Source organism: Pseudoalteromonas sp. 1CM17D, assembly GCF_023161805.1.
GTDB lineage: Bacteria > Pseudomonadota > Gammaproteobacteria > Enterobacterales > Alteromonadaceae > Pseudoalteromonas > Pseudoalteromonas atlantica.
On sequence record NZ_JALNTP010000002.1, the window covers coordinates 590650 to 606210 of the forward strand.

The 15561-nt window shown below is 42.0% G+C and carries 13 protein-coding genes; 11 read left to right on the top strand and 2 right to left on the bottom strand.

Features of this window, described 5'->3' with window-relative positions; genetic code table 11:
- Positions 1-7: 7 nt before the first annotated feature.
- On the bottom strand, positions 8-2626 hold the full coding sequence (glnD, locus tag MSC25_RS06290; protein ID WP_024033810.1) for a [protein-PII] uridylyltransferase: 2619 nt from the start codon (positions 2624-2626) through the stop codon (positions 8-10).
- A gap of 267 nt (positions 2627-2893) precedes the next feature.
- The gene (map, locus tag MSC25_RS06295; RefSeq protein WP_223230592.1) at positions 2894-3712 is read right to left on the bottom strand and encodes a type I methionyl aminopeptidase; all 819 of its coding nucleotides are present in this window, start codon (positions 3710-3712) and stop codon (positions 2894-2896) included.
- 238 nt (positions 3713-3950) lie between these two features.
- Between map and rpsB the strand changes: the two genes are divergently transcribed.
- The 11 genes from rpsB (at position 3951) to lpxD (ending at position 15555) form a co-directional block, all read left to right on the top strand.
- Positions 3951-4679 (top strand): 30S ribosomal protein S2, encoded by a 729-nt coding sequence (gene rpsB, locus MSC25_RS06300; protein ID WP_004586918.1) that lies wholly within the window; start codon positions 3951-3953, stop codon positions 4677-4679.
- 105 nt (positions 4680-4784) lie between these two features.
- On the top strand, positions 4785-5636 hold the full coding sequence (gene tsf, locus MSC25_RS06305) for a translation elongation factor Ts (protein WP_004586919.1): 852 nt from the start codon (positions 4785-4787) through the stop codon (positions 5634-5636).
- Between the two features lie 159 nt (positions 5637-5795).
- Positions 5796-6545, top strand: a complete 750-nt coding sequence (gene pyrH / locus MSC25_RS06310) for a UMP kinase (RefSeq protein WP_039972186.1) — start codon at positions 5796-5798, stop codon at positions 6543-6545.
- A gap of 13 nt (positions 6546-6558) precedes the next feature.
- Positions 6559-7116 (top strand): ribosome recycling factor, encoded by a 558-nt coding sequence (gene frr, locus MSC25_RS06315; RefSeq protein ID WP_096041410.1) that lies wholly within the window; start codon positions 6559-6561, stop codon positions 7114-7116.
- 81 nt (positions 7117-7197) lie between these two features.
- Positions 7198-7977 (top strand): isoprenyl transferase, encoded by a 780-nt coding sequence (locus MSC25_RS06320; RefSeq protein WP_096041411.1) that lies wholly within the window; start codon positions 7198-7200, stop codon positions 7975-7977.
- A 21-nt stretch (positions 7978-7998) separates the two neighbouring features.
- Positions 7999-8865 (top strand): phosphatidate cytidylyltransferase, encoded by an 867-nt coding sequence (locus MSC25_RS06325; RefSeq protein WP_004586923.1) that lies wholly within the window; start codon positions 7999-8001, stop codon positions 8863-8865.
- A complete protein-coding gene (gene ispC / locus MSC25_RS06330) occupies positions 8862-10067 on the top strand; it encodes a 1-deoxy-D-xylulose-5-phosphate reductoisomerase (RefSeq protein WP_248442918.1) in 1206 nt (401 codons plus the stop codon). The genes MSC25_RS06325 and ispC overlap by 4 nt, the downstream gene beginning before the upstream one ends.
- A 1-nt stretch (position 10068) precedes the next feature.
- Complete coding sequence (gene rseP, locus MSC25_RS06335; protein WP_004586925.1) at positions 10069-11421, top strand: sigma E protease regulator RseP; 1353 nt, start codon at positions 10069-10071, stop codon at positions 11419-11421.
- 102 nt (positions 11422-11523) lie between these two features.
- On the top strand, positions 11524-13995 hold the full coding sequence (bamA, locus tag MSC25_RS06340) for an outer membrane protein assembly factor BamA (RefSeq protein ID WP_054983479.1): 2472 nt from the start codon (positions 11524-11526) through the stop codon (positions 13993-13995).
- An 11-nt stretch (positions 13996-14006) separates the two neighbouring features.
- Positions 14007-14525 carry an OmpH family outer membrane protein gene (locus MSC25_RS06345; protein ID WP_004586927.1) on the top strand — a complete coding sequence of 173 codons (519 nt, stop codon included), beginning with the start codon at positions 14007-14009 and terminating at the stop codon, positions 14523-14525.
- Between the two features lie 7 nt (positions 14526-14532).
- Entirely contained in the window at positions 14533-15555 is a 1023-nt protein-coding gene (lpxD, locus tag MSC25_RS06350) for a UDP-3-O-(3-hydroxymyristoyl)glucosamine N-acyltransferase (RefSeq protein WP_064386080.1), read from the top strand.
- Positions 15556-15561: the final 6 nt, after the last annotated feature.

The following is a 15561-nucleotide window of genomic DNA, read 5'->3' on the forward strand; positions in this document are numbered from 1 at the left end:
TGTGTCCTTATTCTGTTTCGGCGTTGAATTTTTTACGTAATGCCTGATGAATTTTGGCTTGCTCTTCATCAGTCAGCGCTTGGTATTCGTTATTTGATACGACAAAGAAATCCTCTGCACGTTCACCTACCGTTGTAATACGGGCTGCGTGAATGTGTAATAAATGCGCTTGGAAAACTTCGGCAATTTTAGTAAGTAAACCGGGTATATCAACAGCTTGAATTTCTATTAGGCTGCGATCTTTACGTGCATGAGGGCGCAGCACTATTTTAGGTTTAATATTAAAGTCTTTAAATCGTTGCGAGCGATTCTTTTTAAAGCGTATTTTTTTACGTGGTTCGCTAAGTGCTTGCTCAAGCCCACGTTTAATTGACTGAGCACGGCTACTTGCAATAGGGTCGCCGCTCACTTCAAGTATTACAAAGTTAAATAGGGCGTAGCCGTCTTTAGTAGTAAGCACTTGAGCGTGTTGTATTTGCGCCTTTTTAGAACCAATTACGCTAACTAAGCGAGCGAATAACGGCCCAGAATATGGGCTATAGGCAAACACTTGCGTGCCACCATGCATTGCTTTATCAGAAACAATAACACTGGGTAGGCTTAAGTCTGCGCATTTTAATAGGTGCTCGGTTTGCCATGATATTTGCTGCTCGCTAAAGGCAGTAAAGTAATTGGCTTTAAAGCGGCTCCAAATTAAATCAATTTGGTTTTCTAGGTAGCCCAAATTAAGTAAGCGCTGTTTAGCTTGGTGTTTTTTATCGCGTATTTGGTCGCGTTGATCCATTGGGTTTTCAAGCCCTAGGCGTAATGCGCGCTGAGTATGTAAGTATAACTCGCGTAGTAGGGTGTTTTTCCAATCATTCCATAAGTTGTCGTTGGTTGCGCGTATATCGGCAACGGTTAAACAATAGAGGTAATCGAGTTGGCGCTCTGTTTTTACGCGCGAAGCAAAGTCTTTAATAACACCTGGGTCATTTATGTCTTTACGCTGCGCAGTGACCGACATAAGTAAATGGTTACCAACTAGCCACGATATAAGCTTGCCATCAGATGATGGGAAGCCATGTAATTTAGAAAAAGCAATGGCATCCACTGAGCCTAGCTCTGAGTGATCGCCGCCACGCCCTTTAGCAATATCATGAAAAATACCCGCTAAATAAAGCAGCTCTGGCTTATCCATACGGGTTACTATTTCGCTACAAATAGGAAACTCGCTCACTTTAGATTTATCAAAATATTGGTAAATATTATTGATTAATTTATGGGTGTGCTCATCTACTGTGTAGGCATGAAATAAGTCAAATTGCATTTGCCCAAATATATTACGCCACTGCGGTAAATACGCGGCCAACATGCCGTGTTTGTGCATGAGCGTGAATGCGCGGCCCATGCCGTTAGGGTGTTTTACAATACGCATAAATGCCTCGCGACACGCTGCGTAATCTTGTAAGTCACCTAATAGGCGCCTGCGTACTTGCCTAATGGTACGAATAGTACTTGGGTAAATATGGGTAATTTCGGGGTTGTCGGCAATATGCTCAAACAAAACAAAAAGTTGATCGCGTCTAAAAAATACCGATGGGTTTTTAACCCTAATTTGGTGCCCAACGCGTTCAAAGTCTTTGTCTAACTCAATTACTGGCGCTTCGCTGCTCTCTGGCATAATACTTTCTTCAAAGTACGATAGCAGCATTTGATTAAGCTCGCGTACGCGGCTCATTATTCTAAATAAGCGTTTCATCATACGCTCAACCGAAGCTTTACCATCGCTACCAAAGCCAAGTATTTCAGCTGTGTGTGGTTGATGGTCAAACAACAAACGGTTTTCTGAGCGCCCAGCGGCTAAATGCAGTGCAAAGCGAATATTCCAAAGGTTTTCTAGGCACTCCGAAAGCTCCTGAAACTCTTCATGTGTTAAGTAGCCGTGGCTAATTAGCTCTTGTAGGGTTTCGGCTCTAAAGTGCTTTTTAGCAACCCAAATAATGGTTTGTAAATCGCGAAGGCCACCGGGGTTTTCTTTTATGTTTGGCTCTAGGTTGTAAGCAGTCCCGTGGCACTTTTTATGGCGTAGGTTTTGCTCTTGCACTTTGGCTACAAAAAATTCACCTGAGCGCCAAACGGGGGTTTCTATAATATGCGTTTTAAGTTTTTCAAACTCAATGTGATTACCAAAAATGAGCCTACTTTCGAGCAAGCTGGTGGCAAAGGTAACGTCTTCACGTTTTTGCTCTATGGCTTGTTCAATGGTACGCACACTGTGGCCTATCTCTAAATTGAGATCCCATAGCATGGTAACAAACTGGCCTATTTTTTCGCATATTTGCTCGCTAGGCGGCTGCGTAACAAGCAATAAAAAGTCAATATCGGAGTAGGGGTGTAGCTCGCCACGGCCGTACCCGCCCACGGCAATAAGGGCAAGATCAGGCTCGTGAGCTAAATCGTAAACATGGAACAGTTTAATTAGCAGGCGGTCTATAAACTCAGCCCGGGCATTAATTAAATTACCAACTGGTTGCTTAGAAAATTCGTTATGTAACCACTTATAAAAATAGCTAGAACAATCGCGATAATCGCTCAGTTGCTCAGCATCGCTAAGCAACTTTTTTACTTTGTTGGGTAACGCCACGTGGGCTGGCTCCTTATTGAACCGTTAGCATTGATAAATAACCTGAACGTGAAGTAATAAGTCTATCCCAAGCGGCTATTTTTAGTGTTAACAGTGTTGAATCCACTTGCAAATAGGCTCGCTATTTGGCGCGTCAATTCGATTTGTTTTCACTGAAAATCTCCAACTTGGGAAAAATAAATTAAATATTACATATAATTCAGTATGTTATTAAATGTATTAACCCGATTAGAGGTTAAATACTTTTATCAAGTGGCTCGGTTTTTATTAGTGTTCGATAATCCTGTCGATAGTATCATCTGATCGCAGCGTTAAAATTTCAACACCATTTTCAGTCACTAATAGGGTGTGTTCCCACTGTGCAGACAAACTACGGTCGCGTGTAACTACAGTCCACTCATCTTTTAAAAGTTTACACTGGCGCTTACCTGCGTTAACCATTGGCTCTATTGTTAAACACATACCGGCTTTAAGTGTTTCGCCAGTACCCGCTTTACCGTAGTGCATTACTTGAGGCTCTTCGTGAAATTCGCTACCAATACCGTGGCCGCAGTATTCACGTACAATTGAGTAGTTAAAGCTCTCTGCGTATTTTTGAATTGCTTCACCAATATCGCCTAAACGCACACCTGGTTTTACCATTTTAATGGCAAGGTATAAGCTTTCTTGTGTTACTTGTGCAAGGCGTTTACCTTGAATGTTAGGCGTACCTACATGAAACATCTTTGAGGTGTCGCCGTGGTAACCGTCTTTAATTACGGTTACATCAATGTTGACGCTATCGCCATCTTTTAGCGGTTTGTCATTTGGAATACCGTGGCAAATTACATGATTTACAGAGGTACATACCGACTTAGGAAAACCGTGGTAATTTAGTGGCGCAGGGATAGCATCTTGCACATTTACAATATAATCATGACAAATTGTATTTAGCTCATCAGTAGTCACACCTGGCACTACATGTGGTTCAATCATTTCAAGTACGTCTGCCGCTAAACGCCCGGCTACACGCATTTTTTCAATTTCTTCAGGGGTCTTGATCACAGCGCTCATTGAGGCTCCAAAGTTGCGTTTTTTAACATTTATCGTCGCACAATTTTTGCACGCGACGTTGAGTATTTAATTTTAATATGGTATAAAGCGCGCCGTCTTTTTACAAATAAATTCTTAAATGATTTTTTGTATTTAAGGCAAACACAATTTTATTTTAACACACACACGTATCGTCACATACACTTGGGTGCATTTGAAGTTTAAATACTTCGGTGTTGGTGCTATGGGATATGTGGAGGCCTAACCCTAAACTACATAGAGGATTTACAAAATGGCAAACGTTTCAATGCGCGATATGCTTCAAGCTGGTGTTCACTTTGGTCACCAAGCACGTTACTGGAACCCTAAGATGAAGCCTTTCATCTTCGGCGCACGTAACCGTGTACATATCATCAACCTTGAGCAAACAGTACCAATGTTCAACGACGCACTTAAGTTTTTATCAAGTGCTGCTGCAAACAAAGGTAAAGTTCTTTTCGTTGGTACTAAGCGCGCAGCAAGCGAAGCAGTTAAAGAAGCTGCTTTACAAAGCGACCAGTTCTTCGTTAACCACCGCTGGTTAGGTGGTATGTTAACTAACTGGAAAACAGTTCGTCAGTCAATCAAGCGTCTTAAAGACCTTGAAGCTCAAAGCCAAGACGGTACTTTCGAGAAGTTAACTAAGAAAGAAGCGTTAATGCTTACTCGCGAAATGGAAAAGCTTGAAAAGAGCCTTGGCGGTATTAAAAACATGGGTGGCCTTCCAGACGCTATCTTCGTTATCGATGCTGATCACGAGCACATTGCTATCCGTGAAGCAAACAACCTAGGTATTCCAGTTGTTGCAATCGTTGATACTAACTCTAACCCAGACGGTGTTGATTACATCGTACCTGGTAACGATGATGCTATCCGTGCAATCAACCTTTACACTAGCTCTGTTGCAGCTGCTATCACTGAAGGTCGTGAGAACAACATCGTTGCTCAAGCTGAGAAAGACGACTTTGTAGAAGCTGAGTAATTAGCTGTCATCAAGTCTTCATCTTTTTAAGGTGAAGACTTGCTATTCTTGTAGAGCGGTTTACCCGCTTATCTAATACCTGATTTCAGATTTGAGGATTTACTAATGGCTGTAACTACTGCCCTAGTTAAAGAATTACGCGAGCGTACTGGCGCTGGCATGATGGATTGTAAAAAAGCGTTAACTGAAACTGATGGCGACATCGAGTTAGCGATTGAAAACATGCGTAAGAGCGGTGCTGCAAAGGCTGCTAAGAAAGCAGGTAACATTGCTGCTGAAGGTACTATCATCATCAAGCAAAACGATGGTGTTGCAGTACTAGTAGAAGTTAACTGTCAAACTGACTTCGTAGCAAAAGACGAAAGCTTCTTAGCGTTTGCTAACAAAGTTGCTGACGCTGCTATCGCTGAAACAATCACTATCGAAGACTTACAAGCTAAGTTTGAAGAAGACCGTGTTGAGCTAGTAACTAAAATTGGTGAAAACATTAACGTACGTCGTCTTCAGTACATCACTGGTGAAACACTTGTTGAATACCGTCACGGTGAGCGTATTGGTGTTGTTGTTGCAGGTGTTGCTGATGAAGAAACACTTAAGCACATTGCAATGCACGTTGCTGCTTCAAACCCAGAGTACTTAACGCCTGAAGATGTACCTGCTGACGTTGTAGAAAAAGAAAAGCAAGTTCAAATCGACATCGCGATGAACGAAGGCAAGCCTGCTGAAATCGCTGAAAAAATGGTTGTTGGCCGCATGAAGAAATTTACTGGTGAGGTTTCTCTTACTGGTCAAGCTTTCATCATGGAGCCTAAAAAATCTGTTGGCGAAATTCTTAAAGAGAAAAACGCAACAGTTACTAGCTTCGCACGTGTAGAAGTTGGTGAAGGTATCGAGAAGAAAGAAGAAGATTTTGCTGCTGAAGTTGCTGCTCAAATTGCAGCTGCAAAAGGCGAGTAAGATTAACTATTTGTGATGCATAAGGAAATTAGATGCTATTAAAGTACTATTTGCTTTTGCGTCACGCTTAGAAATTCTTTAAAATAACCGCGCTTTTATGTTTATCATAAGCGCGGTTATTTTTTACCCATAATTTAATAAAAAGTTGGCCCCAATACTATGACTATCAATCGTAAACCTATTTTTAGACGTGTTCTTCTCAAATTAAGTGGTGAAGCTTTAATGGGAGACGAAGGCTTCGGCATCGACCCAAAAGTGCTAGATCGTATGGCCCAAGAAATTAAAGAGCTGGTAGAACTCGACGTAGAAGTGGGTTTGGTTATCGGCGGTGGTAACTTTTTACGTGGCGGATCACTAGCAGAAGCTGGCATGAACCGCGTAGTTGGTGACCACATGGGTATGCTTGCAACCGTAATGAACGGCCTTGCAATGCGTGATGCACTACACCGTGCATTTGTTAATTGTCGGTTAATGTCGGCAATCCCTCTAAACGGTGTATGTGATGCATACAACTGGGCTGAGGCAATTAGCTTATTAAAATCTGGCCGCGTTGTTATTTTTGCAGCAGGTACGGGTAACCCGTTCTTCACTACTGATTCTGCTGCGTGTTTACGCGGTATTGAAATTGAAGCCGACACTGTAATTAAAGCGACTAAGGTTGATGGCGTATTTAGTGATGATCCGGTTAAAAACCCAGAAGCCACGCTTTACCGTCACTTAAGCTACAATGAAATTATTGATAAAGAACTAAAAGTAATGGATTTAGCGGCGTTTACACTCGCTCGCGATCATAATATGCCATTGAGCGTATTTAACATGAATAAATCAGGCGCCTTAAAACGCGTAATTATGGGTGAAGAAGAAGGCACACTTATCTCTTCACAAGCCTCAGATGAAGTAATCAAATAATTAGGATTAAACCGTGATTAACGATATTCAAAAAGATGCGCAAGAGCGCATGCAAAAAAGTGTAGCAGCACTAGGTAGTCAACTATCAAAAATTCGTACAGGTCGTGCTCACCCAGCAATTTTAGACGGTATTATGGTATCGTACTACGGTGCTGATACACCGCTTAACCAAGTGGCTAATGTAACGATTGAAGACTCTCGTACGCTTGCTATCGGCGTATTCGACAAGTCTTTAGCGCAAGCTGTAGAAAAAGCAATTATGGCGTCTGACTTAGGTTTAAACCCTATGTCTGCTGGTACAGTAATTCGCGTACCACTTCCTCCGCTTACAGAAGAGCGTCGTAAAGATTTAATTAAAATTGTACGTGGCGAAGTAGAAAGCGGCCGTGTTGCTGTGCGTAACATTCGTCGTGACGCTAATGGCGATGTAAAATCTTTATTAAAAGATAAAGATATTTCTGAAGATGAAGCGCGTCAAGCAGAAGATACAATTCAAAAGCTTACAGATAAATTTATCAAAGAAATGGATGCACAACTAACAGCGAAAGAAGCTGAGTTGATGGAAATCTAAACAGCTAAATAACCTCAATGCAGGTTATGAAATATATTAGTTTTGAAACGCCGTCTAGGGTATACTAGGCGGCGTTTTTTTATGGAATACTCAATATTTATGGTTCTAGACGCTGATACAATTTCACAGCAATGTTTACCTAAACATGTTGCCATCATCATGGATGGTAACGGGCGTTGGGCGCAAGCTAGAAATAGACCTCGTGTGTTCGGGCATAAAAAAGGCGTGGACGCAGTTCGTCAATCTGTTCAGTTTTGTACTAAATTAGGGATACAATCGTTAACCTTATTTGCTTTTAGTAGTGAAAACTGGCGCCGCCCCGAGGACGAAGTAAATACGTTAATGGAGCTTTTTTTGTTTGTTTTAACAAAGGAAGTTAAAAAGCTTCATAAAAATAATGTAAAACTGACCATTATTGGAGATTTATCACGATTCTCTGAAAGTTTACGTAGCAAAGTATATGCTGCGCATGAGCTAACAGCAGATAACACTGGCTTGCATTTAAACGTGGCCGCTAATTATGGCGGTAGATGGGATATGGCAAATGCCGCTAAGCAACTTGCACTACAAGTTGCTAGCGGACGACTCAAGGCAGAGGATGTTACAGAAGAGCGCTTAGCACAGCATATGAGCATGGCAGACCAAGCGGAGCCGGATTTACTAATTCGCACGGGTGGTGATGTTCGTATTAGTAATTTTTTACTATGGCAAGCTGCTTATGCGGAACTTTACTTTACCGAAACTCTTTGGCCTGATTTTAACGAAGCAGCATTTGCTGAGGCCATTGCGTGTTACGTTGCCAGAGAGCGACGTTTTGGTTGTACGGGTGAACAAATAAAACAATTACTCGCGCATACCTAAAATAGAATAAGGGTCACTATTTTGTTAAAACAACGAATTTTAACCTCGGTTGTATTAGCGCCGTTAGCGCTAGCCTTGGTTTTTTATACTCCACTAACATTGTTTAGTTATTTTGCCGGTATTATTGTTTTACTTGGCGCGTGGGAGTGGTCTGCTTTTATGGGCCTATGCACAAAATTAAAACGTGGTGCGTTTGTGGTGTTAATTGGCGCGTTATTGGCGCTGCTAAATTTACATTGGCCGATTGAATCACTATGGCAAAACGGCCAGCTGGTCGGGGATGCAAATTACTTATTTACGCTCTCGTTTGCTTGGTGGATTGTGGCCAGTTATTTAATTTGGCGCTACCCAGCCATGGCCAAAGCATGGAACGAAGGCTTGGTAATGCGCGGCATTGCCGGGCTGCTTACTTTAATTCCACTTTGGCTTGCACTCAATACCTTACGTAGCGCGCAATATGCTGAATCTACGCACTTTGGCTCGGTACTGATTTTAGTGGTACTTGGTATTGTATGGAGTGCAGATGTAGGGGCTTATTTTACAGGCAAAAGTTTTGGTAAGCACAAGCTCATGCCAAAGGTGAGCCCAAATAAAACCATCGAAGGCCTAGCAGGCGGTGTGGTTGCATCAATTATATTTGTTTTAGCTTTTTGTCATTTTACCGGTGTGGATTTTGCTGTATGGCCTATTTATGCCGTAATGACCGCCTTTATAGCTTTATTTTCGGCTGTCGGTGATTTACTCGAAAGCATGTTTAAACGTGAAGCCGGCCTAAAAGACAGTGGTCGCTGTTTACCCGGCCACGGCGGTATTTTAGATAGAATTGACAGCTTAACTGCAGCAGCCCCAATGTTTGTAATGTGCTATGCATGGACCTTGAGTTTATGAGCCAACAGCAGCAACTTGTTATTTTAGGCGCTACAGGTTCAATTGGGTTAAGTACATTAGATGTTATAGCGCGAAATAAAGCGCTATTTAACGTGTTTGCCCTCACTGCAGGCCACAATGCAAAAAAAATGGCTGAGCTATGTATTGAGCACGAACCGTTATATGCGGTTATGGCCACACAAAGCGCTGCAGAGCAATTATCATCGTATTTAAATAATACGCCATGCCAAACCTTAGTAATGCATTCACAGCAGGCTATGAGCGATTTATGTGCGCATCCCGATGTCGATACAGTCATGTCAGCTATTGTTGGCGCTGCCGGCTTACTGCCCACACTAAGCGCCGTTGAAGCAGGTAAAAAAGTACTGCTTGCCAATAAAGAATCGTTGGTTATGTCGGGGCAGTTGTTTATTGATAAAGTAAAACAGCATAAAGCCACGTTGTTACCTATTGATAGCGAGCATAACGCTATTTTTCAGTGCTTACCTCATTCACTTCAAAACGCAAACGCTGATCAAAATTTACAAGAGCATGGCGTAAGTAAAATATTGCTTACCGGCTCTGGTGGGCCATTTTTAACGCGCGATATAAATACCTTAAAAGAAGTAACAGTAAGTGAAGCCGTCGCTCACCCTAATTGGTCTATGGGGCAAAAAATATCGGTAGATTCAGCCACCATGATGAACAAAGGGCTTGAATTTATTGAAGCTAAATGGCTGTTTAATTGTGACACCAGCGATATTGATGTGGTGATCCACCCACAAAGTATTATTCATTCTATGGTGCAATACCACGATGGCTCCATTTTAGCGCAAATGGGTAACCCCGATATGCGCACACCTATTGCACATGCACTCGCTTACCCTGAGCGAATAAATGCCGGCGTAAAACCACTCAACTTTTCGGATATTTGTGATTTTTCGTTCACAAAGCCTGATTTTGCGCGTTATCCAAATTTACAACTCGCTATTGATGCGTGCAGCGCAGGGCAAGGCGCAACCACAACGGTAAATGCAGCAAACGAAATAGCGGTTGCGGCATTTTTAAAAGGCCAAATTGGCTTTACTGACATTTATAAAATTAATGCACAAACGCTTGATGCGGCCACATTCACTAACGTACAAAGCCTAGATGAAATATTAGCGTGTGACCAACAAGCCCGCCAACGTGCAGCGGACCTAATAACAAAAGTGACTCATTAATATGTTAGATTTTTTTTGGAATCTTGGCTCGTTTATTTTAGCGCTGGGCATTTTAGTTGCTATTCATGAATATGGGCACTTTTGGGTGGCCCGTAAAATGGGTGTTAAAGTGCTGCGCTTTTCGATTGGTTTTGGTAAACCGCTTTTAAAGTGGCACGATAAATACAATACAGAATACGTAATTGCCGCTATTCCGCTGGGTGGCTACGTTAAAATGCTTGATGAACGCGTGGATGAAGTGCCAGAAAATGAGCGCCATTTGTCATTTAACGCTAAATCGGTTCAGGCCCGTATAGCCATAGTGGCAGCCGGCCCGCTGGCTAATTTTTTATTTGCTATTGTGGCGTTGGCGGCTATGTACATGGTGGGCGTGCAATCGGTAAAACCTGTAGTGGGTAGTATTACCGAAGGTAGCAGAGCAGAGCAGGCGGGCATTATGCCCTCAGAACAAATTATTAAAATTGGTGATGACACGATTGCCACCTGGCAAGATGCAACTTTTGCACTTATGTCGAGCTTAGGTGAGCAAAGCGTGCCCGTAGTCGTGCGTAACGAAAACTACCAAGAGCAAACAAAAATGCTTAACGTAGAGGGTTGGAAGCTCGATCAGCAAGACGTGCCGCCACTGAGTTCGTTAGGTATTGTACCGTTTAGACCGCAAGCCACATTAACCATTGCGGCTATTACTAAAAATTCAGCAGCCGAACTGGCTAATTTGCAGGTTAACGATACGATTATCGCTGTAAATGGTGAAACAATAAGCGATTGGCAGCAATTAGTTAATCTTATTACGCAATCGGCTAACAAATCTTTACAATTTAGTGTAAAAAGACAAGATAGTATAAATAGCGTAACAGTAACGCCTAAATCGCGCATTAATGAGCACGGTATTGAACAAGGTTTTTTAGGTGTTGCGCCGGTTGTTCAACCTTGGCCTGAGGGCTATGTTGAAACCCGAAGCTTTGGTCCGCTTGATAGTATTGCTCGTGGTACCCAAGAGACCTGGCGCCTTATAACGCTTAGCTTTGACATGATTGGTAATTTAATTACAGGTCAGGTTTCGGTTAAAAATTTAAGTGGCCCTGTGGGCATTGCAGTTGGTGCAGGAACTAGCGTAAGCTACGGGCTAGTCGCCTTTTTAAGCTTTTTAGCGCTAATAAGCGTTAACTTGGGTGTATTTAATTTATTACCTCTGCCAGTGCTTGATGGTGGACACTTAATGTATTACATAATTGAACTTTTCCGTAAAAAGCCGGTCTCTGAAAAGACACAAGAATTTGGTTTTAAAGTGGGCGCCTTGCTGCTCATATTTTTAACATGTTTCGCTTTGTTCAATGATGTATCGCGTTTGTAGTTACAGCGTGACAATTACTAATTAGAACACGATTGTAAGCATCACTAATTATTAGTTTTGATGTTAAGCGGTAATACTGTTGTAAAGGATAAAGATAATAAAATGGCTATAAAAAAACATTTGGCAGTTTCAAGTTTATTGGGTGCAAGTTTTGCAGCCCTGGGCCAAAACTCCTTTATTGTTGAAGATTTAAAAATTGAAGGTTTGCAACGTGTAGCACTTGGTGCAGCACTAACGCATGTTCCTATCAATGTGGGCGATAACGTTGATGACTATACGATTTCAAAAACAATAAAGTCACTTTATCGCTCAGGTCACTTTGACAACATCAAAGCGTTACGCGATGGTAATAACGTTATTTTTAAAGTGACTGAGCGTCCTACTATTAGCTTTATTGAGTTTGAAGGCAATAAAGATATAAAAGACGAGCAGCTTAACGAATCACTCGATCAGCAAGATATTCGCCAAGGTGAACCGCTTGATAAAACCGTTATCGATAATATCGAAAAAGGGTTGGTTGAGTTTTTCCACAGTATTGGTAAATACAATGCCACCGTTGATATTAGCGTAACTAAGCTGCCACGTAACCGTGTAAAGCTTAAGCTAGAATTTGACGAAGGCGAAGCCGCCTCTATTCGTCAAATCAACTTAGTGGGTAACGAATTATTCTCTAACGAAGAGCTTTTAAAGCTTGCTGAATCTCAACAAGATTTACCGTGGTGGCAGTTTATGGGTAGCGACCGTTACCAAAAACAAACCATTGAAGGCGATTTAGAAAAAATTCGCAGCTTTTACTTAGACCGCGGTTACTTACGTTTTAATATAGATTCTACGCAAGTATCAGTAAGTCCTGAGCGCGAATCTGTGTATGTAACTGCTAACTTAACAGAAGGTGTTAAGTACACAGTTAAAGGTTTTGACTTTATCGGTGATTTACTTGGCCGAGAAGAGCTAATCAAAAGCGTTATCCCGCTTCGCGCCGGCGAGCTTTACAATGGCTCAGTGGTGACCTCATCTGAAGAATTTATCAAAAGTTACTTAGCGCGCTTTGGTTATGCCAATGCCGAAGTACGCACAATTCCAGAAATTGATGATGAAAAACAAGAAGTGCAACTTACGCTGTCGGTAAATCCGGGCAAGCGTGTGTACGTACGTCGTATTATTGTAGGTGGTAACCAAAATACCGCTGATGAAGTACTTCGTCGCGAAATGACACAACTTGAAGGTGCCTGGTTATCTAATCAAAACCTTGAGCGCTCAAAGCTGCAAATTCAACGTTTACCGTACATGGAAACTGTTGACTTTAATGTAGTACCAGTACCGGGTGTAGATGACCAAGTAGACGTAGATTTTACAGTAAAAGAGCAATCGGCAGGTAGCTTTAACGCGGGCTTAGCGTATGGCTCATACGCAGGGCTTCAGTTTAATATTGGTGTGACCGAATCTAACTTTTTAGGTACGGGCAATCAAATAGGCTTAAACTTAAATACCTCTACTGGTTCTGAAAGCATTAGCTTGTCGTACACCGACCCTTACTTTACGCCAGATGGTGTATCGCAAGGCAGCAGTATTTTTTACAACAACTACGATGCCAGTAAGTTTAGCTTGGTAGATTATAAATCAACAAGTTACGGTATTGGTACTAATATTGGTTTCCCAATTGATGCGGTTAACCGTGTTAACTTTGGCGTACGTTGGATTCAAGAAGAACTTTCAGAAATTGCCGAGTACGAACAAACTCGCGTACTACGCGAAACCTTCTTAGATGAAGAAAACCCAGATGCTGGCTTTGACTTTACTAAATATGAGCTAAGTGTTGGTTGGTCGCGTATCACAGTTAACCGTGGTTTATTCCCAACAGCGGGTTCGCGCCAAACATTAAATTTAACAGCCACAACGCCTAACTCTGATCTTCAGTATTTTAAACTGAACTACGATTCGCGTTTTTACTGGCCAATATCGAATGACCACCGTTGGGTGTTCTCAACACGTGCAGCGCTAGGTTACGGTAATGGTTATGGCTCAACAAACGGTTATGAGCAAACACTGCCATTCCAAGAGTACTTCCGTATAACAGAAATGGAACTACGTGGCTTTGACCGTAATACAATATTACCGCGTGCGGTATCACGTGTTCCTTTATCAATCCCTGGTACGCCAGGTGCTGATGGTACTACAACAGGTAGCATTGGTGGCTCTGATGAGTTTGATATCTTAGTACCACAAGGGCGTATTGGTGGTAATGCAAAAGCGGTTGCAGGTATGGAGCTAATTGTACCTACGCCGTTCTTAGATGAAGAAAACACCAGCTCTGTACGTACCAGTTTCTTTGTAGATGCTGCCAACGTATGGGATACTGAATTTAACGTTGACCGTTTCCAAAACTTAGCGCCAGATGAGCGTGCTAAGTTAGATGATTACTCTGATCCAATGCGCTTTAGGGTATCAACCGGTTTATCTTTACAATGGATCTCTCCAATGGGTCCAATGCTGATTAGTTTTGCGTATCCATTGCAAAAAGAAGAAGATGACGATACAAAGACCATCAGCTTTAATATTAGTAACACTTTCTAAAGGAGTTTTTTGTGAAAAAATTATTTAAATCAACAGCAGTAGCCGTGTTAGCAACATTGATGATGGGCACCTCTGCAAGTGCATTTGCCCACAAAGTAGGCATTGTTGATATGCAAGAGATCTACAAGCAAATTCCTCAAATGGCTAAAATTGAGCAGTCTTTACAAACTGAGTTTGCTGAGCGTCGTCAAGAGCTTGAAAAACTACAAGGCGACATTCGCTTTGAAGCAGAAAAATTTAAGCGTGAAAGCACTACAATGAGCCAAGCTCAAAAAGATGCACTACGTGATAAAATTCAAGGCATGCAACAAAACCTTGCTGAAAAAGGTCGTCCTTTAGAGCAAGAAATCAAAGCACGTCAAAACCAAGAGCTTGCTAAAGTTCAGGGTTTAATTATTAAAACAATTGAAGAAATTGCTAAAGATGGCGACTTCGATGAAGTTAAAGTTAAAGACACTACTATTTACTTTAACCCTAAAGAAGTAACTGATCTTTCAAGCAAAGTTGTATCAGCAGTTAGTAAGAAATAATCACTCTATGCAAAATTATACGCTTTCGCACATTGCGGAACTTCTAGGCGCCGAACTTCAAGGTGATGGCGCTTTAGAAATTACAAAAATAGCTACACTTGCAAATGCCCGTTCTGGGCATATTGCATTTTTAGCGAACTCAAAATATCGTACGCAGCTTGAAACCACACAAGCCAGTGCTGTTATTCTTAGCGAAGCCGATGCACCGTATTTTAGTGGCGCAAAAATCATTGTTGGAAATCCGTATGTGAGCTACGCAAAGCTTGCACAATTTATGGATACAACCCCGCAAGCGGCGCAGCAAGGTATTCACGCTAGTGCGACTATTCACCCAAGTGCAACGGTAAGTGCAAGTGCTGCCATTGGCGCAAATGTAGTTATAGAAGCCGGTGCAGTGATTGGTGATAACGCACAAATTGGTCCGAACAGTTTCATCGGTGAACGTGTTAAAATAGGTTCTGGCACAAAGCTTTGGCCGAGTGTGACTATTTATCACGATGTTGAAATTGGCGCTGATTGTTTATTTCAAGCAAACAGTGTGGTTGGCAGTGACGGATTTGGCTATGCAAACGAGCGCGGGCAGTGGGTTAAAATTCCTCAGCTAGGCTCTGTGATTATCGGCGACAAGGTTGAAGTGGGCGCAAGCACAACAATTGACCGTGGCGCACTCGATAACACGATTATTCATAGTAATGTGATCATCGATAACCAATGTCAAATAGCACACAACGTTGAAGTTAACTCGGGTACTGCAATTGCAGGCTGTACTGTACTAGCAGGTAGTGTAACCATTGGTAAAAACTGCCAAATAGGTGGCATGACCGCAATTAATGGTCACATGTCAGTATGTGATGGTGTTATAATTACCGGCATGAGTATGGTGACTAAATCGATCACCGAGCCGGGTATTTACTCATCTGGTATGCCCCATACAACTAATAAAGAATGGCGTAAATCAATTGCCCACTTGCGTAATCTTTCAGACATGAAATCACGTCTCAAAGCGCTTGAAGCATTGGCTAAGTCATAACGTTGA

Coding starts and splice junctions, on each gene's coding strand:
- bamA (WP_054983479.1), top strand. CDS start 11,524: ATGGCTATAAAAAAACATTTGGCAGTTTCAAGTTTATTGGGTGCAAGT.
- lpxD (WP_064386080.1), top strand. CDS start 14,533: ATGCAAAATTATACGCTTTCGCACATTGCGGAACTTCTAGGCGCCGAA.
- tsf (WP_004586919.1), top strand. CDS start 4,785: ATGGCTGTAACTACTGCCCTAGTTAAAGAATTACGCGAGCGTACTGGC.
- MSC25_RS06320 (WP_096041411.1), top strand. CDS start 7,198: ATGGAATACTCAATATTTATGGTTCTAGACGCTGATACAATTTCACAG.
- ispC (WP_248442918.1), top strand. CDS start 8,862: ATGAGCCAACAGCAGCAACTTGTTATTTTAGGCGCTACAGGTTCAATT.
- rseP (WP_004586925.1), top strand. CDS start 10,069: ATGTTAGATTTTTTTTGGAATCTTGGCTCGTTTATTTTAGCGCTGGGC.
- pyrH (WP_039972186.1), top strand. CDS start 5,796: ATGACTATCAATCGTAAACCTATTTTTAGACGTGTTCTTCTCAAATTA.
- rpsB (WP_004586918.1), top strand. CDS start 3,951: ATGGCAAACGTTTCAATGCGCGATATGCTTCAAGCTGGTGTTCACTTT.